Annotated in this window: 19 protein-coding genes and 2 pseudogenes; 8 read left to right on the top strand and 13 right to left on the bottom strand. The window is 64.8% G+C overall.

Annotated features, from left to right (window positions below; translation table 11 throughout):
- The 5 genes and pseudogenes from P1K30_RS15230 to P1K30_RS15210 form a co-directional block, all read left to right on the top strand.
- A pseudogene (locus P1K30_RS15230) lies at positions 1-153 on the top strand (electron transfer flavoprotein subunit alpha/FixB family protein); the annotation flags it as partial.
- Between the two features lie 300 nt (positions 154-453).
- Entirely contained in the window at positions 454-1212 is a 759-nt protein-coding gene (locus P1K30_RS15225) for an ABC transporter ATP-binding protein (protein WP_275633608.1), read from the top strand.
- Between the two features lie 20 nt (positions 1213-1232).
- Positions 1233-2093 (top strand): ABC transporter permease, encoded by an 861-nt coding sequence (locus P1K30_RS15220; RefSeq protein ID WP_275633607.1) that lies wholly within the window; start codon positions 1233-1235, stop codon positions 2091-2093.
- 65 nt (positions 2094-2158) lie between these two features.
- The gene (locus P1K30_RS15215) at positions 2159-3220 is read left to right on the top strand and encodes an ABC transporter substrate-binding protein (RefSeq protein ID WP_275633606.1); all 1062 of its coding nucleotides are present in this window, start codon (positions 2159-2161) and stop codon (positions 3218-3220) included.
- 58 nt (positions 3221-3278) lie between these two features.
- Positions 3279-3710, top strand: a complete 432-nt coding sequence (locus tag P1K30_RS15210) for an allophanate hydrolase-related protein (RefSeq protein WP_379560552.1) — start codon at positions 3279-3281, stop codon at positions 3708-3710.
- An 11-nt stretch (positions 3711-3721) separates the two neighbouring features.
- Here P1K30_RS15210 and P1K30_RS15205 read toward each other — a convergent pair whose 3' ends face one another.
- The 8 genes from P1K30_RS15205 to P1K30_RS15170 form a co-directional block, all read right to left on the bottom strand.
- Positions 3722-4390 (bottom strand): GntR family transcriptional regulator, encoded by a 669-nt coding sequence (locus P1K30_RS15205; RefSeq protein ID WP_275633604.1) that lies wholly within the window; start codon positions 4388-4390, stop codon positions 3722-3724.
- A gap of 241 nt (positions 4391-4631) precedes the next feature.
- Entirely contained in the window at positions 4632-6353 is a 1722-nt protein-coding gene (locus P1K30_RS15200; protein WP_275633603.1) for a hydantoinase B/oxoprolinase family protein, read from the bottom strand.
- Positions 6354-6378: 25 nt separating this feature from the next.
- Entirely contained in the window at positions 6379-8451 is a 2073-nt protein-coding gene (locus P1K30_RS15195) for a hydantoinase/oxoprolinase family protein (RefSeq protein ID WP_275633602.1), read from the bottom strand.
- Between the two features lie 15 nt (positions 8452-8466).
- Positions 8467-9297 carry an ABC transporter ATP-binding protein gene (locus P1K30_RS15190; protein ID WP_275633601.1) on the bottom strand — a complete coding sequence of 277 codons (831 nt, stop codon included), beginning with the start codon at positions 9295-9297 and terminating at the stop codon, positions 8467-8469.
- A complete protein-coding gene (locus tag P1K30_RS15185; RefSeq protein ID WP_275633600.1) occupies positions 9294-10184 on the bottom strand; it encodes an ABC transporter ATP-binding protein in 891 nt (296 codons plus the stop codon). The genes P1K30_RS15190 and P1K30_RS15185 overlap by 4 nt, the downstream gene beginning before the upstream one ends.
- Positions 10181-11023 (bottom strand): ABC transporter permease, encoded by an 843-nt coding sequence (locus P1K30_RS15180; RefSeq protein WP_275633599.1) that lies wholly within the window; start codon positions 11021-11023, stop codon positions 10181-10183. The genes P1K30_RS15185 and P1K30_RS15180 overlap by 4 nt, the downstream gene beginning before the upstream one ends.
- Entirely contained in the window at positions 11023-12051 is a 1029-nt protein-coding gene (locus P1K30_RS15175; RefSeq protein WP_275633598.1) for an ABC transporter permease, read from the bottom strand. Before P1K30_RS15175 ends, P1K30_RS15180 begins: the two co-directional genes overlap by 1 nt.
- A 70-nt stretch (positions 12052-12121) precedes the next feature.
- Complete coding sequence (locus P1K30_RS15170) at positions 12122-13699, bottom strand: ABC transporter substrate-binding protein (protein WP_275633597.1); 1578 nt, start codon at positions 13697-13699, stop codon at positions 12122-12124.
- Positions 13700-13844: 145 nt separating this feature from the next.
- Between P1K30_RS15170 and P1K30_RS15165 the strand changes: the two genes are divergently transcribed.
- Positions 13845-14822, top strand: coding sequence for a dipeptidase (locus P1K30_RS15165; protein WP_275633596.1), 978 nt, complete (start codon positions 13845-13847; stop codon positions 14820-14822).
- 44 nt (positions 14823-14866) lie between these two features.
- On the opposite strand, the gene P1K30_RS15160 is transcribed toward P1K30_RS15165, so the two are convergent.
- The 4 genes and pseudogenes from P1K30_RS15160 to P1K30_RS15145 all read right to left on the bottom strand — a co-directional run bounded on the left by P1K30_RS15160 (position 14867) and on the right by P1K30_RS15145 (position 19171).
- Positions 14867-16162, bottom strand: a complete 1296-nt coding sequence (locus P1K30_RS15160) for an ArgE/DapE family deacylase (protein ID WP_275633595.1) — start codon at positions 16160-16162, stop codon at positions 14867-14869.
- Positions 16159-17670, bottom strand: coding sequence for an aldehyde dehydrogenase (NADP(+)) (locus P1K30_RS15155; protein ID WP_275633594.1), 1512 nt, complete (start codon positions 17668-17670; stop codon positions 16159-16161). The genes P1K30_RS15160 and P1K30_RS15155 overlap by 4 nt, the downstream gene beginning before the upstream one ends.
- Positions 17671-17750: 80 nt before the next feature.
- A pseudogene (locus P1K30_RS15150) lies at positions 17751-17903 on the bottom strand (proline racemase family protein); the annotation flags it as partial.
- A gap of 20 nt (positions 17904-17923) precedes the next feature.
- Positions 17924-19171 (bottom strand): NAD(P)/FAD-dependent oxidoreductase, encoded by a 1248-nt coding sequence (locus P1K30_RS15145; RefSeq protein ID WP_275633592.1) that lies wholly within the window; start codon positions 19169-19171, stop codon positions 17924-17926.
- Between the two features lie 131 nt (positions 19172-19302).
- On the opposite strand from P1K30_RS15145, the gene P1K30_RS15140 reads away from it, so the two are divergent.
- Together P1K30_RS15140 and P1K30_RS15135 are read left to right on the top strand one after the other, a co-directional pair.
- The gene (locus P1K30_RS15140; RefSeq protein WP_275633591.1) at positions 19303-20022 is read left to right on the top strand and encodes a GntR family transcriptional regulator; all 720 of its coding nucleotides are present in this window, start codon (positions 19303-19305) and stop codon (positions 20020-20022) included.
- Between the two features lie 199 nt (positions 20023-20221).
- The gene (locus P1K30_RS15135) at positions 20222-21154 is read left to right on the top strand and encodes a dihydrodipicolinate synthase family protein (protein ID WP_275633590.1); all 933 of its coding nucleotides are present in this window, start codon (positions 20222-20224) and stop codon (positions 21152-21154) included.
- A 76-nt stretch (positions 21155-21230) separates the two neighbouring features.
- On the opposite strand, the gene P1K30_RS15130 is transcribed toward P1K30_RS15135, so the two are convergent.
- Positions 21231-21743: an Lrp/AsnC family transcriptional regulator gene (locus P1K30_RS15130; protein WP_275633589.1), complete on the bottom strand. Its 513-nt coding sequence runs from the start codon at positions 21741-21743 to the stop codon at positions 21231-21233.
- Positions 21744-22046: the final 303 nt, after the last annotated feature.

The raw sequence follows: 22046 nt of genomic DNA, 5'->3' as shown, positions 1-22046 counted from the left end.
TCGGGCGCGATCCAGCACCTTGCGGGGATGAAGGATTCCAAGGTGATCGTCGCGATCAACAAGGACGAGGAAGCGCCGATCTTCCAGGTCGCCGATTACGGCCTTGTCGCGGACCTGTTCACCGCAGTCCCGGAACTGACCGAGAAGCTCTGATCCGGTGAGGGTGGAGCAGGATGGGGTGAAACCCCATCCGACAAGCCATAACGTAGGATGGGGTTCCACCCCATCCCACCCGGCCCGCCAAACGGCGGGCCTTTTGCGTTGTGCGTTCAAAGGGCTTTCGGATCACCAGCCCACGAGCCGGCTGACTCAGACCGCTTTTCAATAGGCATCACCGCCATCAAGCGCCCGAAATCCAAGCAAACCCAGTTTCGTTCCATCCTCCGAGCAAGACCCGTTTGGCCATCACGAACATTGCATGCCTAATTGCATGCAATTGAAGTGAGGATAACTATGAACCTGATCGAAGGTCAGGACCTCCAGAAGGTCTATGTCACCGCCACCGGCCCACTTGTCGCGCTACAGGACGTCAGCTTTTCCATCCGGAAGGGCGAATTCATTTCACTTGTCGGCCCCAGCGGATGCGGAAAATCCACCCTGCTTTCCCTGATGGGTGGGCTGGAGCAGAAAACTGACGGAAGCCTGAGCCTGCTGGGCGAGCAGCATGAGAAGCCCAGCCGCGACATCGGCATGATGTTCCAGACCTCTGTGCTGTTCCCGTGGCGCACCATCCGACAGAACGCCAGCCTGCCGGGGGATGTGCTGAAGCTGGACAAGACGCAACAGCGCAAACGGGTCGACGAGCTTCTGGAAATGGTTGGCCTGAAGGGGTTCGAAGACCGCTATCCTTCGGAACTGTCCGGCGGCATGCGGCAGCGCGTGGGTCTTGCCCGCCTGCTGGCGCACGACCCGGCCATCCTGCTGATGGACGAACCCTTCGGCGCGCTGGACGAGTTCACCCGCGAAACGATGAACCTCGAACTGCTCCGGATCTGGGAGCAGACGCAGAAGACCGTGATCTTCGTCACCCACAACATCGGCGAGGCGGTGTTCTTGTCGGACCGCGTGTTCGTGATGACGCCGCGCCCCGGCCGGCTGGAGGGCATCGTCGAGATCGACCTGCCCCGGCCCCGCACGACCGAGCTGATGGCGCAGGACCGTTACTCGGAACTCGTCTTCCAGATCCGCCGGATGCTTGGCGTGGATCACTAGGACGCAAGGACATGACATCGATGCAGCAATCCATACACCCCGGCGACCTGAAGGCGGCAGATGCCGTCCCGCCAGCCCCCAGAACCATAGAGGCGTTCGTTGATGCAGAGCTTCGCAAGGCACGCAAGGAAGTCTGGCGCAACCGCCTGCTTGCATTCGGCTTCGGGATCTTCGTGCTTCTGGCATGGATGGTCGCCACGGAAGCGGGCTTCGTTCATCGGCTGATCATTCCCACGCCAAAGGACACTTGGCTTGCGACCGTTCGCGTGATGTCGGCCGATTTTTTCTGGCCGAACGTCTGGGTCACGTTGCAGGAAATCTTCTGGGGCTTCGCGCTTGGTATGGGCGCCGGGGCGATCCTTGGGATTGGGGTCGCCATGTTCGCGTCAGTCCGAGCCACGTTGTACCCGTACCTTGTGGCGCTGCAAGCGCCGCCGAAGATCGTGCTGGCGCCGATCTTCATCACCTGGTTCGGATTCGACATGGAATCCAAGATCGCGATCTCGGCGGTCATGTGCTTCTTCCCGATGTTCCTGAACACGCTGACCGGGCTGACCACCATCGAGCCGAACGCGGTCAAGCTGATGCAGTCCCTGACCGCCAGCCGCTGGCAGACCTTCCGCTATCTGCTGCTGCCCAACGCGCTGCCGATCATGATGGCGGGGGTAAAGCTTTGCTGGACGCTCGCCGTGCTGGGCGTAATCGTCGGCGAGTTCGTCGGGGCCTCGGCCGGGATTGGCTATCTGATCTACGCGATGAACTTCCAGCTCGATATTCCGGGCGTCTTCTCTCTCATCATCCTGCTCTCGCTGTTCACGCTGGTGATCTATCAGCTCATCGAATGGCTGGAGCAGAAGATCATTTTCTGGGGGTCGCTCTGACCCTCGGCTTCGCACGACCACTCACAAAACAAGAACCTCTCCACCGCTCCAACAAGGGAAACCACATGACACGCTTTCATAAGAAGTATGCCGTCAGAACGCTGGCAGGCGCACTGCTTTCGGCGGGGCTCGCCTTCTCGGCCGCCGCGCAGGATCTGATCAAGTTCGACGGGGTCACCGCCCAAGGCGGCCCGACCGCACAGATGTTCCCGATCTACGTGGCCCAGGAAATGGGTTACTACGAAGAGGAAGGGCTGGACGTCACGCTGAACTATTCCAAGGGGTCGTCGGACGCCGCGCGCCAGCTGGCGGCCGAGAACGTCGATTGGGGCATCTTCGCCTCGGCCGCTGCGATGATCACGGTGCAGCGTGGCTTTCCGCTGAAGGCGATCATGCAGATCTACTACCCGGACTCCTTTGACATCGTGGTGCCGGCTGACAGCGACATCCAGACCGTTGCCGACATGAAGGGCAAGGTCATCGGCGTGTCCGACCTTGCCGGGGGCGAAGTCCCGATGACCCGCGCGTCGATCCTTGAAAGCGGTCTGAAGGAAGGCGCCGACGTCAGCCTTGTGATCGCGGGCGAAGGTGATCCGACGACGGTACGGTCCTTCACCGAAGGCCGGATTCAAGCCTATGCGGGCGCCAAGCGCGATCTTCTGCTGCTTCCGGCGCAGGACATCCCGACCCGGTCGATCACACCGGCAGCCATTACCCGTTTCCCGGGGGACGCGCTGACCGTTCGGGCCGAAACCTTCGAAGAAGACAAGGAGCTTCTCGTCAAGTTCGTCCGCGCCACCATCAAGGGCTGGGCATGGGGCATGGCCAACAAGGACGAGACCTTCGAACTGCTCAAGACCAAGTATGCCGAGGCCTCGCTGGGCGACAACCCGGTCGCGGCAGAGTTCTGGGAGCTTGTGCAGACCTATTACACCGCACCCGAGGGCGTAGAGCCGCACGGCGTCTTCCTGCCCGACGCTTGGGAGTTCTACATGGATTACCTGCTTGTGGGTGAAGGCGACCAGCAGGCTTTGGCAGGCCCCGTGGATATCGCGTCGATCCTCACCGACGAGATCGTCGAGATGGCCTGGGACGGCCTCGATATCTCGACAGTGACCGGCGAGTAATTCGTTCGGGCGGGCGTTCACCACGCCCGTCCTTCCCTTCGCTCAAAGACGACAAGAGATGATTGAAGCCAGTACACCGACCGCCCCCGACGCCAAAACCGATGAAGTGAAAATCGCCGTAGTCGGCGCGCATCTCAGCGGCATGCCTCTTAACGTTCAACTGGTGGATCTTGCCGCGCGCTTCGTGTCGCCGGATCGGACCGCCCCTTTGTACCGACTGTTCGATCTTGCCGGATCGGTTCCGCCAAAGCCCGGACTGCTGCGGGTGTCCGATGGCAGCGGCGCACAGATCGAGGTCGAGATCTGGGCGCTGAGCCATGACGCCTACGGCCGCTTCGTCAGCATGATCCCCTCGCCCCTGTGCATTGGCACGATAGAGCTTGAAAGCGGGCCGGTGCAGGGTTTCCTTGTCGAACCCTATGCGGTCGATGGATCACCGGATATCACCGCCCACGGCGGATGGCGCGCGTACATGAGCCAGAAGGCATAACGCGCGGCAACCTAGCCTTCCGGCGACTGCAACAGCGGTGCCACGGCCCCAACCGATTTTCGCACGACGCGCAGGTGATCGGCCGCCCGTTGCGCCGCAACTTCTGCTTCGCCGTTTACGATCGCCTCGGTGATAAGCGCATGCTCTTCGATCGACTGCACTATCCGGCCGCTGTGCCCGAACTGGGCACGGCGGAACGGGGCAAGCCGGTTCCGGACGCCCACCGTCACCTCGGCCAGAAACCCGTTTCCGCTGGCGGCATAGATCGCGTCGTGAAACAGGTCGTTGGTTTCGCGGTATAGCTCAATATCACCGTCGTCCGCCGCCTTGCGACAAACCTCGCAGGCGTTGACCAGCCGGTCCTTCGCCTCGGGCGAACTGGCCGTGGCAGCAAGCCGGGCGCACATCGCTTCAAGCTCGGCCATCACGTCGAACATCTCGGTCAGACGTTCCGGCGTGAACTGCGGCACCACCGCGCCACGGTGCGGGCGCGCCACGACGAACCCGATGGCCTCAAGCTGCCGGATCGCCTCGCGGACCGGTGTCCTTGAAACCGAGAACCGGCGCGCAAGCGATGCCTCTTCCAGGATGACACCCGGCGCGATCTCGCCACGAACGATCTGCTCGGCAAGTGTCGAGCGGATGAGTTCGGTCGCGGTTTTCTCTTTCTTCGGCGGCAACGCGTCGGGCCCCTTCGCTGCATGCAATGCTGCATGCGGTTTAGCCGGTATCAGGCTCGGGGACCAGAGCGGCAACGGCCGTTGCGGCAACCTGTGCCGACACATAGGCGCAGCCGGGACTGTTAGTTGAGAACGGCACGGTCGAACGCCCGTCGCGTCGGTGGATTTCGAGATGGTGCGACGAAATGGAACGGCGGGCCCCAAGAGGAACCCGCCGGTTGGTTCGAAGCCGAAGCGCCGCCTAGTCGGCGAAGGCGTGGGGGTAGTCGCGGCGCGCCTGTTCTTCGGTGACGAAGCCGTTGCGCACGTCGGCGAGGACCGCCTCGGCCGTGCGTTCAGACGGGTCGCCGTACCCGCCGCCGCCACCCGTGGACAGCGACACGAGCGAGCCTGCCTCAAGCGCATAGCGGGTGTATTTCGGCAGCCAGACCTCTTCACCGGACGGCTTGCGGATGGTCAGGCCGTTGGCCCGCCCCGGCGCGCCGCCGTTCGAGCCCTGCGGCTGGTTCTGCGTGCGCTCGACCACCGGCGTGATGAAAGAATCCTCCAGCAAGCGGAACTCCAGGTCGAGCCCCGGACCGCCGCGGTACTTGCCCGCACCGCCGGAATCCGGCGCCAGCGCCAGTTTCTCGATGATCCACGGGTTGCGGCTTTCCCAGACTTCCATCGGCGCCAGCCGGGTGCCGGACTGGGTGACGAACAGCATGGTGCCACCGTCGCCATGCGCCGAGGCGCCCTGCCCCACCGGGTGCGGCGCACCTTCGGCCCAAAGGTTGCCGGTTGCGGTGCGCTTGCCCCACCACGTCAGCGACGCAATGCAGCCACCGCTGTCGGCGGGGACCAGTTCGGCCTGCGCCTTGCCGATGGCGGCGTGGATCACCTCGACCGCTTGCAGCGCGGCCCAGTAGTACAGGAACGACGGCGCCGGCGGCAGCGGGTGGAACATCGAACCGGGCCGCGTCTTGACCCGCACCGGGCGGAACTGGCCCTCGTTCGGCGGCTCGCCAAAGCCCGCCAGCAAGGTCATCGCAACACGGCTAAGCGCCACGGTACAGGGCAACGGGCAATTGAACGGGCCCTCGGTCTCGTCCGGCGAGGCGGTGAAGTCGACCTCGATCTCGGACCCCTTGATGCTGATCGAGATTTCGAATGGGACCTGCGTGTCTGTGATGCCGTCGTTGTCCAGCGCGCCCGATGCGCTGTAGACGCCATCGGGGATCTTCTCGAGATAGCTGCGCATCACCTTCTCGCCGTGATCCAGCATCAGCTCGATCGAAGCCTCGAAGGTTTCACGGCCGAACCGACGCAGCACGTCCTCGAACCCGGCGACACCGGCGCGACAGGACACGACCTGCGCGTTCAGATCGCCCTTGATCGCCTTGGGAACGCGGGTGTTCGTCAGGACAACGGCCTGCAGCCCCTCGTTCAGGACACCGGCCTCGTACAGCTTCACGCCCGGATAGATCACGCCTTCCTGGTAGACGTCGACGGTATCGGTCGAATACGGGTCCTTCGCCGCGATGTCATTCCAGTGCGCCTTGTTAATGACGTAGCCTGCCAGCTCGCCATCGAAGAACACCGGCATGATGACGCAAAGGTCCTGCGCGTGGGCGCCGGTGCCGAACGGCCAGTTGTACAGGATGACGTCGCCATCCTTCAGTTTCGACGGCCCGCCGATCCCTTCCAGCGCGCCTTCGATGCAGAAGTTCATGGTGCCCATGAACATCGGCAGCGTCGGGGCCTGCGCCAGCAGGCGGATGTCGCGGTCGTAGATGGCGACGGCAAAGTCGAGCACCTCGTAGATGATCGGCGAGAACGCCGTGCGGATCAGCGCCCGCTTCATCTGGTTGGCGGCCGAGTTCAGCGCGTGGCGCATGACCTCTGTGGTGATCGGGTCAGCCGACTCGGGCGGCGTGCGCCGGGCCGAGGTGGTTTCGTAGATTGCGATGTCTTGCTTGGTCATTCAGATCGTCTCCTGCCCGGTGCCGTCACTCGGCCGAGCATGTCTCGGTGGCGTTGGCGGTTTCGGCGTCCAGCGGAACGGACCGCATCCGCAGCTCTTCCATCTTGCCGATCGTCAGCGACCAGCCGGCGTCCACGTAGATCGTGGTGGTGGTGTCGGTGATGATCATCGGGCCGCGCACCTCGCCCGCGATCTCGCTGCGGTCCATGATGCGGAACTCGGTCCATGCGCCCATGTTGAAAGAATAGGCGCGGAAGGTCTGCGCCTCGCCCGAGGGGGCATCGGTGCGGGGGCGGCTGCCGATCTGGCGCGCGGGCAGCGGCACCTTCAGGGCGGCGCGAACCGACATGATCTCGACCGGCTCGTCCAGCATGGCGCCGAAGGTTTGCTGGTACAGCCCTTCGAAGGCGTCGGTGATCGCCGCGATCTCGGACACCGGCTTTTCGCCGTCCATGTCCAGCGGGATGGTCAGCCAGTGCTCCTGACCGGAATAGCGCAGATCCAGCGATGCGGTGGCCTGCGCCGTTTCGATGCCAGAGCTTTCGCCACGGCCACGGATCTCGTCGAACAGGTCGGACAGCACGCCAGCGACGTCGCCCATCGTGTCCTCGGTCAGCGGCATGATCCGCGTGCGTGCGGCATCCTGCAGCTTGTCGGCGCCCAGCAGACCCCAGGCCGAGAAGTTGCCCGCAAGCTGCGGCACGATGATTTCCTGCATCTTCAGCTCGTCCGCCAGCAGCGTGGCCATCATCGGGCCGGCGCCGCCGAACGGCAGCAGCGTCATCTCGCGCAGGTCGAGGCCGCGTTCGAACGCAAGGTCGCGCAAGGTGTTGGCCATCGCCGAGGACGAGATCCGCAGCACGCCGGTCACGACCTTGTCCATCGGCTCGTTCAGCGCCTCGGTCAGCGGCTGGAACGCGGCCTTGGCGGCGTCGAAATCAAGGTTGATGCCAGAGGCAAGATTGCCCGGCCCCAACATCCCAAGATAGGCCGCCGCGTCGGTCGTGGTGGGCTGGGTGCCGCCCTTGCCATAGCAAGCCGGGCCCGGCACCGCACCGGCGCTGTGGGGACCGACGCGCATCAGCCCGCCTTCGTCGACATAGGCCAGCGAACCGCCGCCCGACCCGATCGACCGCACGTCGACCCACGAGGTCTGAAGCGGCATGCCGTCGACTTGACCTTCGAACAGCACGATTGGCTCGGAATCCAGCACCAGCGCCGCGTCGAAGGACGTGCCGCCCACGTCCGCCGTCACCAGCGCGGGGGCGTCGATCAGGCGGCCAAGCTCGCTGGCGCCCTGCACACCGGCCACGGGGCCGGACATGATCGTCTCGAACGGGCGCAGCTGCGCCTCGGCAAAGGTCATCGACCCGCCGCCCGACCGGGTGATCAGGCATTCGCCGGTGAAGCCCAGTTCGCGCAGCGCCGCTTCCAGATTGGCAAGATAGTCGGCCATCCGGGCGCGCACGAAGGCGTCGACCACGGCGGTCGAGGTGCGTTCGTATTCCCGGTACTCGCCCGAAATCTCGGAGGAAATCGTGATCCGCCCCGCGAAACCCGAGGCGCGCAGCAGCTCGGCCACGCGCTTTTCGTGCACCGGGTTGGCATAGGCGTGCATCAGGCAGATCGCGACACAGTCGACGCCCTCCGCTTTCAGCGTCTCGAACAGCGGCGCCAGCGCGGCCTCGTCCAGCGGCTTGTGGATCTGGCCGTTGGCCAGCACCCGCTCGACCGCTTCAAGCCGCAGATAGCGCGGCACCAGCGGAGGCTTGGGGGCCCAGAACATGTCGTACATGTCGGCGCGGTCGGCGCGCCGCAGTTCCAGCACGTCGCGCATGCCTTCGGTGGTGATCAGCCCGACCTTGGCACCGCGGCGCTCCAGCAGGGCGTTCAGCCCGACGGTCGTGCCGTGCAGGAAATACTTGGCCCGGCCGATCACGTCGGCGGGGACGTGTTCGCGCACGGCGTTGATCACGCCCTTTTCCGGCGCATCCGGGACGGTCGGGACCTTCCCCTCGCGGCTTTCGCCGATCTGGTCGTCGAAATACACGAGATCCGTGAACGTTCCGCCGATGTCGACACCGATACGCGTCGTCATTTGGTCTTCCTTTCCTTACGTGCCGGGCGTGCCCGGCCTATCCTTGCCAGAGCGCGCGATACGGTCGCGCAGCTGTTGTTCCTCTGCCGTCACCACCGGGATCGCCGAGATCAGGTCGCGGGCATACGCGCTTTCCGGCGCGTCGAAGAAAGTCTGTGTCGGGCTGGTTTCCAGCAGCTGGCCGCGCTGGAACACGCTGACCTGATCGGACACCGCGCGAACGACACCCATGTCGTGGGTGATGAACATGAAGGTCAGGTTCCGCTGCTTCTGGATCTTCCGCAGCAACCGCAGCACGCGGACCTGCACCAGCACGTCCAGCGCCGAGGTCGGTTCGTCCAGCACCAGGATGTCGGGTTCCGGCGCCAACGCCCGCGCGATGGACACGCGCTGTTTCTGACCGCCCGACAGGGTGGCGGGCGACCGGCGCAGGTACTCGGGATCAAGCCCCACCTCTTCCAGCAGCGACACGACGCGGTCGCGGCGCTCGGACCGGGAGCCGATGCCGTGCACGTCCAGCGGCAGTCGGATCGAGGCCCCGACGGAACGCTGCCGGTTAAGGCTGCCCGACGGGTTCTGCTGGACCAGCTGGACCTTGCGCTTGAAGGCCATGTTACGCGGATAGGCGACGTCAGATCCGTCGATCAGCACGCTGCCGTCGCTGGGCGCGGTCAGGCCCATCACGATATTGGCCAGCGTCGACTTGCCGGAGCCGCTTTCGCCGACGATGGCGTGACACTGCCCTGCCGCGACGCGCAGCGATACGTTGTCCAGCGCGCGCGTCTCGCCCGACTTGCCGGGATAGACCTTGGACACGCCGATCAGTTCGATTGCGGGACGTTTCATCGCGGCGTCTCCCCGGGTTCGGCGCACCCCTCGTGCAGGTACAGCGGGTCAAGGAACGCGTCGCTGGTCTCGGGCAGGTCCGGCAGGTCGCCGTGCGCGATGCTGGGCAGCGCCGACAGCAAGGCGCGGGTATAGGCGTGGCCCGGATTAGCAAAGACCTGATCCGTGCGGCCATGTTCCACAATACGCCCGCGGTAGATCACATAGACCCGGTCTGCGAATTCGCGCACGACGCCAAGGTTGTGCGAGATGAACAGAATCGCGGTGTCGTTCCGCGCCCCAAGCTCGCGCATCAGGGTCAGCGTGCGGGCCTGCACCGACACGTCCAGCGCGGTGCCGGGTTCGTCCGCAAACAAAAGCGTGGGCCGGTTGATCAGCGCCAGCGCGATCATCACGCGCTGGTTCATGCCCCCCGACAGCTGGAACGGGTAACTGCCCAGCACCATGTCGGGGTCGTTCAGTTCCACGTCGCGCAGCGCGTCGCGGGCCAGTTCCATCGCGCGGGCGCGCCGGATGCGGGGCTCGCGGCGGCGCAGAACCTCAAGGAACTCGCCCCCGATGCGGATCACCGGGTTCAGCGTCTCCATCGGGTCTTGGAAAATCATCGCCAGCTCGCGGCCGCGCATCTGCCGTAGCGCCCGCGCATTGCTGCCCAGCCGGTGGCCGGCCACGTCGACATCGCCGGTCAGGCCCAGTTTCAGGTCTTCCTGCAGAAGACCCATCGCGATGCGCGCGGTGACGGATTTGCCCGACCCGGACTCGCCCACCAGCGCCACCCGCTCACCCGCGTTGATGTGCAGCGAGATACCGTGCAGCACGTCTTTCTGGCCGCCAAGAACCGGAATGGTCGCCGTAAGGTCGCGGATCTGAAGGACGGGGGCGGTCACTTGTTCTTCTCCAGCAGTTCGCGGATGCCGTCGCCCAGCATGTTCACGCTGAAGGCGGCGTACAGCAGCGCCAGCGACGGGAACGCCGTCAGCCACCAGTTGGCCGGAAGGTAATCCGTGCCCGCCGCGATCATCGACCCGAGGTCCGGCGCGGGCGGCTGCGAGCCAAGCCCGACAAAGGACAGCGACGCGGCGATGATGATGATAAAGCCCGTGTCCAGCAGGATCTTCGACAGGATCGGCGACAGGCAGTTGGGTAGAACCTCGCGGAAGACGATGTGCACCCACGACGCGCCGATCATCTCGGCGGCGGCGACATAGCCCTGACTGCGTTCGCGCCGCATTAGGTTGTACGCCAGCCGCGTGTACCACGGCCACCACATCACGGTGACGGCGATGATGCCGTTGGTCAGGTTCGGCGACAGGAAGCCCAGCACCGACATAGCCAGCACCAAGGGCGGGATCGACAGGAAGACGTCGGTCAGCCGCATCAGCACGGTTTCCACCCAGCCGCCGAAATAGCCCGCGATCAGGCCGATCGACACGCCGAAGATCGGCGCCACCGACAGTACGACCAGCACCATCAGAAGCGAGGTGCGCAGCCCGAACAGCACGCGCGAGAAGATGTCGCGCCCCACCGTGTCGGTGCCGAACCAGTGTGCGGCGCTGGGGCCCTGCATGATGGCGGTAAAATCGCCGATCGGGCCGACGTGTTCCGGGTACGGCGCGATGACACCGGCGAAGGCGGCGACCAGCACCAGCAGCGCGGTCATCACGAAGCCGATGAAGGCGATCGGCGACGCGGTCAGCAGGACGAAAAAGCCCTTGATGCGGGTCATCATGCCCCCTTGGCCAGTTCGGCGCGAAGTTTCGGATTGATCGCCACGACAACGAGGTCGACGATCAGGTTGATCAGCAGGAACGCCCCCGAGATCACCAGCACCGTGCCGACGATGGCATCAAGATCGTTGCGCAGGATGACCTGCACGCCGTAGCGCGAGATCCCGGGCCAGCTGAAGATCAGCTCGATCAGGAAGGCGTTGCCCAGCAGCGCCGCGAAATCGAGGCCCAGCACGGTCAGGATCGGCGTCAGCGACGGCTTGAACGCAAAGCGCGTGGCGATCCGGCGCGACGAGAAGCCGAAGGCGCGGGCCATCTCGATGAAGGGCGAGCGATAGGTGTCGCCCATGCTTGACCGGGTCAGGCGTGCGGTCTGGCCCAGACCGGACATTGCAAGCGCCACGGCTGGCAACACAAGGTGATGCAGCCCGTCGAAAAACGCGGTCCAGTTGCCTGCGATCATGGCGTCGAAGGTCACCAGCCCGGTGACGGTTTCCGGCGCCTCGACGCCGCGGGTCAGCGACCCTTCCAGCGGGAACCATCCCAACTGGAACGCGAAAATGAACTGCAGCAGGATCGCCCAGACAAAGCCGGGGGTCGATACCGCCAGCAGCGCGATGATCCGCGTCGCATGGTCCGGCCAGCGCCTGCGGAAATGCGCGCCAAGGATGCCCAGCGGCAGGCCGATCAGGATCATCGCGATGGCCGCGAAGATCGCCAGTTCCAGCGTGCGGGGCAGGAAATCGACGATGTCTTGCAGCACGGGGCGGTTGGTGTACAGCGACTGGCCGAAATCACCGTGCAGCACGTCCACGACATAGCGCAGGTACTGCTCGGGAATCGACGCGTCGAGGTGACGTTCCGCCCGCAGTGCCGCGACCTGCTCGTCGCTGGCCGATGGGCCAAGCGCGATCCGCGCAGGGTCGCCCGGCAGGATACGCGCGATGCCGAAGATCACGATGGACACGCCGATGAAAGCGATCAGCGAGGACCCAAACCGGCCAAGTATCATGCGTCCAATCGACATGCGGACCCCGTAGTCTCGGAAAATCGAAGTGCGGCGGACGCAAAGCGTCGCCCGCCGCACATCAAGTCACTTACTCCGCGATTTCGATTTCGCGGAAAGAGTAGTTGAACGTGTTCAGGCCATACCGCTGGTCGTCGTCGGTCAGCGTCGGCGCCGTCACGCGGTCGCTCGCGCTTAGCACGGCCTGGTATTCGAATGCGTAAATCGTCGGCGCATTGTCCCGAAGGTAGGCGCCGATTTCCTGGAACTTCGCCTCGCGCTCTTCCTCGTCCAGCAGCACCCGGCTTTCGTCAAGCATCGCGTCCAACTCGGGGGTGTTGAACCCTTCCATCGACAGGAAGGTGCGCGGCTGGGACGAATGGTACGTCGGGTACAGCAGCGAGTCCGGGTCCGGGGTCAGCGGCGCGGCCCAGATCTGGAACATGTGCGGCGTCGTTTCCGGGTTCGACATCATGCCGGTCAGCTGCGCCCAGCTGCCGCGCATCAGTTCGGACTGGAAGCCGAGCTCGGCGAAGTTCGCCTGCAGCAACAGCGAGAAGCGTTCCTGAATCGGCACGTCCGAGTTCCACGAGATCTCGATCGGCGGCGCGGTGGCCGGATCGTATTCGCAGGCGTCGAGGTATTCGCGCGCACGGTCCATGTCGCGGGCGTACATCGGCGCATCGTCGTGGCCCAGCATGCCCGTCGGGATCGGCCCGTTCGAGGGCGAACCCTGTGCGAACTCGTCGTTGATCTGCGTCAGGCTGCGCAGCGCGTCGTAGTCCACGGCGTAGGTCAGCGCGAGACGGCAGTTCACGTCGTCCAGCGGGGCCTTCAGCGTGTTCAGCTTGATGTGATAGGCCCAGCCACCGCTCATGGTCATGAGCTCGATGTTGTCCTCTTCCGCAAGGTCGCGGATCATTTCGGGCGGGCTGTAGGGCGACGCGATCTCGTGCTCGCCCGACTGCATCAGGCCGCGCATCGTCGACGGCGCGATGCCGTAGCGCAGGATGACGGTTTCCGGTGCCGCCTCGGGGATATCGAGGAAGAAGTCGTCGTTCTTCGTCAGCTCCGACTCTTCCTGCGGATTGTGGGACACGATCTCATAGGCGCCCGACCCGGCCTCGTTCGCCGAGAACCAGTCAGAGGCATAATCGCCATCGGTCGCGTGTTCCTGCGCAACGGCGCTGTCGACGATCGGCAGACGCACCAGCGCGGGCAGGAACGGCGCCGACGGGCCTTCCAGCGTGAATCGAACCGTGGTGTCGTCGATCGCTTCGGCAGAGGTCACGTTGTCGAACAGGTTGGCAAAGCCGCGGCCCATGCCGGTCATCCGCTCGAAGCTATAGACGACGTCGGCGGCGGTCAGGGCGTTGCCCGAGTGAAAGGTCACATCGTCACGCAGCGTGAAGGTGACGATATTGTCCTCGACCGTCCATTCGGTGGCGAGGTGCGGCTGCACGCCGCCCGAGCCCTTGTTGGGGATGACGAGCGTGTCATAGACGTTGTACGCCAGATAGCTGTCGGCATCGTCGACCGCCTTGTGCGGGTCGAGCTCGCCAATCGGCGAGTCGTCGATGCGCAGCAGCGACTGCGCGCTGACGGGCGCGGCGGCGACCATCATCATAGCCAGTGCCGACACGGTCAGCTTGAGCTTGTTTCCGAACATGTGTTGCTCCCTGCTTGGAAAACTAACGGGTTTATATTCTGTTATTTTGTCTGAACTTATGTAATATACAAAAAAAACACAAGGCGCATTTTTGATTGTACAAAACCTGCGCGCAGATCCGTCAAGACACTGAAAGACAAAAAGAATGATGAAGATCGATGCGGTATCGCCACTGTTGGAGAAACCCGAATTTCTAGACCTATACCGGGCCGGGGGAACCACCTGCGTCGCCCCGACCATCGCCGCACACGACTCGACCATCGACACGTTCCGCACGATTTCCGGCTGGCTGGCCCGGATCGCGGCGCGCGACGATCTGCTGTTGGTCCGAAGCGCCGCAGACGTGGACCGCGCCCTGCGCGAGGACAAGCTGGGCATCCTGTTCCACTTCCAAGGCACCGCACCGCTTGAAGGCAACATCGGATATGTCCGCGCCTTCGCCGAGTTGGGTGTGCGAGCCATCATGCTGACCTACAATGCCGCCGGCCCGTTCGGTGACGGCTGCGAGGAACCGCGCAACGGCGGGCTGACCCGGCTTGGCCGTCGGCTGATCGAAGAGATGGAGGCCTGCGGCGTTCTTCTGGACCTGTCGCACACCGGGCATCGCACAACGATGGACGCGATGGAGGCCGCGACGAAGCCGGTGGCCTTCACCCACTCCAATGCCCACGCGCTGCACGCTTCGCCGCGCAACATCCGCGACGATCAGGCGCGCGCGGCGGCGGCGACCGGCGGCGTGGTGGGGGTGACGCTGGTGCCCTACCTCATCAAGCAGGGCAAGCCTGTAAAGGTGGACGACTTCATCGATCACATCGCGCATTTCGCCGATCTTGTGGGCGTCGATCATGTCGGGCTGGGCATGGATTACTACTGGGGGCAGCAGCCCTTCGCATCCGACGAGATGGCTATGTCGATGTGGCAGTCGGCGGTGGACGCGGGCGTCTGGGATCCGGCCACTTACCCCGCGCCGCCGCATTACTATCCCGAAGGTTTGGACACCCCGGCCGAGCTGGGCAACCTGCCCGCAGCGCTGGAACGCCGGGGCTTTGCCGCCGACGAAGTGGCCAAGATCATGGGCGGCAACTGGTATCGCCTGTACGGCCAGATCTTTCCGGCCAGCTAAGGGAACGGGGGCCGCACACATGGCGCGGCCCTCGCCCGGGTGCATTACTGCGCAATCGGACGCAGCCCGCACCATTCCGCGATGAACAGCGCGATGACTTTCGTGGTCTCGCGCATCGAGGCAAGGTTCGTCCGCTCCAGCGGAGAATGCGCCCCCTCCCCCTGCCCGCCATACACCAGCGCCGGGATGCCGTAGTACAGATCATAGATCCGGGCGTCGCAGGTCGCCGTCTGGCTGAACGTCTCCATATCGGCGCCGTGCACCGCTTGGTGCGCCTGCGCCAGCGTCGCCTCGGCGGCGCTGCCCGGCTTTAGAACGTGACCGTCGGCTTGGAAACCGATCCAGCTGATCACGGGATCGACCGTCGATTCCAACCGCCGCGCGGTCTGCATGATCCGGGCGCTGACCCTTTCGCGCATTTCGGGCAGCGTGGTGCCCGGAAGCACCGAGATGCGGCATTCGATCTCGGCCCATGACGGGACAGAGCCAAGCCAGTCGCCGCCCCGGATCTTGCCAAGGCTGAACTTCACCGGGTTCTCGATGTGGCCGAACCACGGGTGATCCGTGGCCTCGGCGTTGATCTCGGCGGTCAGGGCGCGCAGGTCGTTGACGTAGTCATACGCCGCAAGCGTGGCGCTGGCACTGTCCGACACCGGGCCCAGAACGTGCCCGGGCTTGCCGAACAGGCGCACACGCACCCAGACCGAACCAAGCTCGGCCCGGATCATCCGGCCATTCATGCTTTCCGGGATCAGACAGGCGTCGGCGCGATAGCCGCGTTCCAACGTCGAAAGCGCGCCGTTGCCGGTGCATTCTTCCTCGCACACGGTCTGCACATGCACCCGCGCGTCGGGCACATAGCCAAGGTCACGCAGCGCATCCAGCGCGAACACCATCTCGGCCACGCCGACCTTCATGTCATCGGCACCGCGACCGTGCATCCAGCCGTCCTTGATCACCGGCTCGAACGGCGGATGGTCCCACAGTTCGGGGGCGCCGGGCGGCACGACGTCGACATGCCCCTGCAGGATCAGGCTGCGCCCCGTGCCGTCCGGCACGTCATGGGTGGCGACCACGATCTTCGCGTCGTCATAGTCGGTATCGACCACGGGCGACGCGCCCGGTTTGCCGTCGATGTCCACGTCGGCGATCGTGAAGGCATCCACGTCCCAGCCGCGTGCCGCGAACTCGCCGGCCAGCCAGTCCTGACAGGGACCCACGTTGCCGCGCACGCTGTCGAACCGCACCAGCCGCGCCAGCCAGTCTGTCTGTTCCTGGTGCAACTCGTCCAAACGGGCATCAAGCCGCGCGCCAAGGTCTTCGGGGATCGGATGTGTCATGCCAGCTCCTTCGGCAGCAGCGCGGCCGGGAAATCCTGATAGCTGACCGGGCGCAAGAAGCGGCGGATCGCCATCGTGCCGACCGAGGTGCCGGCGAACGTCGTCGCAGGGTACGGCCCGCCGTGAACCATCGCGTCGCAAACCTCGACCCCGGTGGGAAAGCCGTTGACCAGCAGGCGTCCGGCCTTGCGCTCCAGCACCGGCACCAGCGCGCGGGCCGCATCGGTGTCGGCATCGTCCATGTGCAGCGTGCAGGTCAACTGACCCGACAAGCCGCGCGCGATCTCCTGCATCTGGGCTTCGTCCTTCACGCGGATCACGATGCCCAGCGGCCCGAACACCTCGTGCGCAAGGTCCGGCGTGGCCAGCCAGCAATCGCCCGACGTGACGAACAGCGCGGGTGCGGCGTGCCGACCGTCGCAGCCTTTCGACAGAACCTCGGACGCGGCGCCGGTGGCGGCCACCGCGTCGCGGCCCGCGCGATAGGCATCGGCAATGCCGTCAGTCAGCATGGTCTGCCCGTCGACTGCATTGAGCGCCTCGGCAGCGGCCCCGGTGAAGGCGTCAGCCTCGGCACCGTCCAGCACAACGGCGACGCCGGGGTTGGTGCAGAACTGGCCGACGCCCATCGTCAAAGAGCCAGCCCATCCAGCACCCAACTTGGCGGCGCGCGCGGCCATCGCGGCGGGCATCATGAACATCGGATTGATCGAGCCCAGCTCGCCATAGAACGGGATCGGCTCGGGGCGCGCGGCGCACAGGTCGTACAGCGCCCGACCGCCTCGCAACGAGCCGGTGAAGCCCGCGGCACGGATCAGCGGGTGTTCGACCAGCGCCTTGCCGACCTCGTGGCTGCCGCCGTGGATCATCGAGAAGGTGCCGGGGTGCAGGCCGCACTTGGCAACAGCCGCTGTGATCGCCTCGGCCACCAGTTCGGCGGTGGCTGGATGCGCCTCGTGTCCCTTGACGATCACCGGGCAGCCAGCCGCCAGCGCCGAGGCCGTGTCGCCCCCGGCGGTCGAGAAGGCCAGTGCGAAGTTCGACGCGCCGAACACCGCGACCGGCCCCAGCGGACGCTGTACCAGCTTCAGATCCGGGCGCGGCGCAGGGGCGCGGTCGGGCAGCGCCGGGTCATGGCGGCGATCAAGATAGTCGCCCTTGCGGATGTGGTCGGCGAACATACGCAGCTGGCCGGTGGTGCGGCCCCGCTCACCCTGCAGCCGCGCGGTCGGAAGCGCGGTCTCGGCGGTGCCCATCTCTGTGATGTCGTCGGCGCGGGACTCGATCTCGTCGGCGATGGTCTCAAGGAAGACCGCACGCGTCTCGGCGTCGGTGTAGCCATAGCTCCAGAACGCATCTTCCGCCGCCGTCACAGCGCGGTCGACCAAGGCGGGCGAACCGCAGGCGAAGGCGTGGGCGTCGCCCGCAACAGGCGTCGAGGTGAACGTCTTGTCCGCACCGATGGCTTCGCCGGCGATCAGGTGTTTTCCATGTGGCGTATAGGGCATTGTCGCCTCCTTTTCGGGACATGTGTTTGAGGGCGCGCACCGCGGGCGATGCACGAAAAACGCGGATGATCCGGTCGGGATCAGGTCACGACGAAGCCGTGCGCATAGGCGTCGCGGTCGTCGGTGAAGATTGTGTTGATGCCGGTCTGGCGGGCCCAGCCGCTGATCGAGGGGATGATCGCGGGCCCGATTGCGACGGGGCGTACCAGGGCGCCGTACGTTCGGCCATGGAAACAGGTCACGGTGTCTTTGGTCATCGACGCCCCTTCAGAAACCGGCCGGGGCTGTAGGGCGCAAGGTCGATGCGCGGCGGGCGGGCGGCGACGAGGTCGGCCAGCAGTTCTGCCGTTCCGGCGGACTGTGTCAGTCCAAGGTGCCCGTGCCCGAACGCCAGCAGCACGCCGGGGTGCGCCGGGGCGGCGCCGATCACCGGCAGGCTGTCAGGCATCGAGGGGCGAAAGCCCATCCACTGCGTGCCGCCCGTGGCGTCCAACCCCGGCAGGAAGCTCTTTGCCTTGGCCAGCAGGGCGTCGGCGCGCTTCATGTTGGGCGCCAGCTTCAACCCGCCCAGTTCCACCGCGCCCCCGACCCGCACGCCGTCGCCGATCCGCGTCACCACAAAACCATGCGCCGAGAACGTCAGGTGCGTGCGCAGATCGAAGGCCCGTGCGGGCAGCGTGGTGTTATAGCCGCGCTCGGTCTCTAGCGGTAGCGACAGGCCCAGCGGACGAAGCAGCGCGTTCGAATGCGCCCCCGCCGCAACGATCACCCGGTCGAAGGATTGCCAGTGACCGTCCAGCATCAGCGCGGCACCCTGTCCTTCTGGCCGGATCGCCTGCACCGCTTGGCGCGTGATGCGGCCGCCGTTGCGGGTGAAGTCCGCCGCGATGTGGTCGACCCACTGGCGGGGATCGGTGACGTTGATCCAGTCGGGGGTGAACACCCCGTGGCCGAAGCGCGGGTCAAGGCCCGGCTGGATCTCGGCAATCGCTTCGGCACCGTCCAGCGTTTGAAACCGCAGCCCATGCTCGGCGCGTGCCTCCCACCCGGGGCGGCTGGCCCTAAGCTGGGCGGCGGTGTCGTACAGCTGCATCTGGCCCTCGCGCCGCAACAGCGGCTCGCCCGCGACCGCTGGCAGCAGCCGCTCCAGCGCATCGGACGAGTGGTGCATCAGCGCGGCCTGAGCCGCCAGCGCGGCGGCATAGCGGTCCGGCATGGACGCACGGGCGAAGCGCGCAAGCCACGGCAGGATTTGCAGGGCATAGCCGGGGCGGATGGTCAAAGGCCCCAGCGGGTCGAACAGCCATCCCGGCGCTTGTCGCAGGATACCCGGGGTCGCAAGCGGGATGATGTCGGTAAAGGCGAAAGCCCCGGCATTTCCCTGTGACGCGCCCGCGGCGACGCCGCCGGGGTCGAAAACAGACACCTCGTGGCCGTCGCGCATAAGGGCGTGGGCGGCGCTGACGCCGATCACTCCTGCACCTGCGATGGCAACACGCATCTCGACCTGCCCCGTCCTGATCGGTCCGGGGGATAGCAACCGAAACCGAATAAGTCGACAATAAAAATACGATTTGCACTTAACGCGGCATTCGTTAGTATTTTACGGAATTCGGTTCGAGGGAGAGAGAGATGAAGTCTGCGGCCAAAAAGGCGGACACCGGCGATTCCGCGCGCAAACGTGGGTCCGGGGTATCGACGGTCTATGACACACTGCGCCGCGAGATCATCGACCTGACCCTGCCGCCGGGCAGCGCCATCGACGAGGCGCAACTGTCCGAACGCTTCTCGTTGTCGCGCACGCCGATCCGCGAGGCGCTGGTTCGGCTGGCGGCCGAGAACCTGATCACCACCCTGACGAACCGCGCGACCATCGTGTCGCAGATCGATTTCCTGAACCTGTCGTCGTTCTTCGACGCGATGACGCTGATGTACCGCGTCACCACCCGCGAGGCTGCGCAGAACCGGACCGACGCCGACCTTGACCGCATCCGCATGCAGCAAACGGCCTTCGCCGCCAGCGTCGAGGCGCGCGACCCGCTGGAGATGATCACGACCAACCGCGACTTTCACGTCGCCATCGCGGAAGCAGGTGGCAACAAGTATTACACCGAGCTGTTCACCAAGCTGCTGGACGAAGGACGGCGCATCCTGCGGCTGTACTATTCGTCCTTCAACGATGAACTGCCGCGCCAGTACGTGACCGAACACGACGACATGATCGACGCGATCGAGGCCCGCGATGTGGCGAAAGCCGATGCGCTGGCAGTGGCCCACGCAAACCAGATCGTGCGGCAGATCCAGTCGTATATCTCGGCGGATCGGCGGGGCAGCGTGTCGCTCGCCCTCTGACGCCTTCGTCTCAGACCCTTGATTTCAAAGGCGGCACGGTCCTCGTGCCGCTTTTTTTCGCGCGCAAAGACACCTGCCCTGCGCAGTTAAATATTTTTTGTCGACAAACTATAAAGCTTCCGATATCCAATCCGCATCCAAAGATTCATACAGCCACGGGCGCGCTCCCGAAGAACAGGCGCATTCGAAAGGACCCACGATGAACACCGATATCTTCAGCGGCTGCATTCCGGCGCTGATGACCCCCTGCACCGCCGACCGGAAACCGGACTATGCCGCCCTTGCCCGCAAGGGGAAGCAGTTGATCGAGGCCGGCATGAGCGCCGTGGTCTACTGCGGCTCGATGGGTGACTGGCCGCTGCTGACCGACGAAGAGCGGATGAAGGGCGTCGAGGCGCTGGTCGAGGCCGGCGTGCCGGTGATCGTCGGAACGGGGGCCGTGAACTCGAAGACCGCCGTCGCCCACGCCGCCCACGCCGCAAAGGTCGGCGCACAGGGCCTGATGGTGATCCCCCGCGTGCTGTCGCGCGGCACCTCGGTCGCGGCGCAGAAAGCGCACTTCGCGGCGATCCTGGACGCCGCGCCGGACCTGCCCGCCGTGATCTACAACAGCCCCTACTACGGCTTCGCGACCCGCGCCGACCTGTTCTTCGAACTGCGCGCGGCGCATCCGAACCTGATCGGGTTCAAGGAATTCGGCGGTGCGGCGGATCTGAGCTATGCCGGGCAGAACATCACCTCGGCCAGCGATGACCTGACCCTGATGGTGGGCGTCGACACACAGGTCTACCACGGCTTCGTCAACTGCGGCGCGACCGGCGCGATTACAGGCATCGGCAACGCGCTTCCGAAGGAAGTCCTGCACCTGATCGACCTGTCGAAAGAGGCCGCCGCCGGTGGCGTCGAAGCCCGCGCCAAGGCGAAAGAGCTGGAAGAGGCGCTGATGGTGCTGTCGACCTTCGACGAGGGCGTCGACCTTGTGCTGTTCTACAAGTACCTGCTGGTGCTGAACGGCGAGGAAGAGTACCGCCTGCATTTCAACGAGACCGACGCCCTGTCCGACGCACAGCGCAAATACGTGGAAACGCAATACGCGCTGTTCCGCAACTGGTACTCTGAGTGGGCCGCCTGACGGACCACCCTTGGCACCCGGCCCCCAAGTGGGCCGGGACCAACCGGGAAGACCACCGCCGCCCGGCCACGCGGAGCTAGACCGCGTTCACGAGGTTCTCGATCCGCACCTCGTTCTGCTTCACCTTCTTGGTCACGATGTAGGTGTAGTACCGCTCGACCCCCAAATCGGCGTCCAGCATCTTGTCGATCAGTTCCTGATAATCCGCGATGCGCAGCGCGCAGACCGTGATCGTATAGTCGATGCCCCCGCCAAGCGCGTAGCACTCGACGATCATCTCTTCGTCCAGCACCCACCGTTCGAACTTCTGGAAGTCGCCAGAGCGGTGGGACGACAGGTTCAGATGCGTCTGGATCAACTGCGGATCGCCCAGCTTCAGCACGTTGATCCGGGCATGGTAGGATTCGATCACCCCCGTCCCTTCCAGCCGCCGCATCCTTTCGAAACACGCGCTGTTGGACAGGTTCACGCGGTCGGCCAGCTGCGACTTGGTGATGCGTCCGTCATCCTGAAGGGCGATGAGCATCCGAATGTCGATGTCGTCCAGAACGACCGTCCCAACGGTTATCCTGCGTGGCCCCGGTTTCATCCCGTTCTCCTGTCTGTTGGCGATTCCGCAGATGCACGATCCACGACCGGACGCTGTCAGGATTTCGACCGGAGTTAACATGTTTCCTGAGGTCATCAGGAAAAATTTCGGTGGTATTAAGTTTCTGCCGATAATTTTTCTGTCACATAGGCTCATTTTCGCAGCACATTCGGAAGTAATTATTTGAAGTTACAAGTGCTTCTCATGTCGCGCTGCGGCGTGACCGGGCGAGAATCGTCCTTCAAACAAGCCAGTCCAGCCGGTGCGACAGCTCGTGTCCGGCAACGGCCGAGCTGTCACAAC

Source organism: Psychromarinibacter halotolerans, from assembly GCF_029168315.1.
GTDB classification, from domain to species: Bacteria; Pseudomonadota; Alphaproteobacteria; order Rhodobacterales; family Rhodobacteraceae; genus Psychromarinibacter; species Psychromarinibacter halotolerans.
The sequence above is the reverse complement of the archived record's forward strand: the minus strand, read 5'-3'. Positions and strand labels throughout refer to the sequence as shown.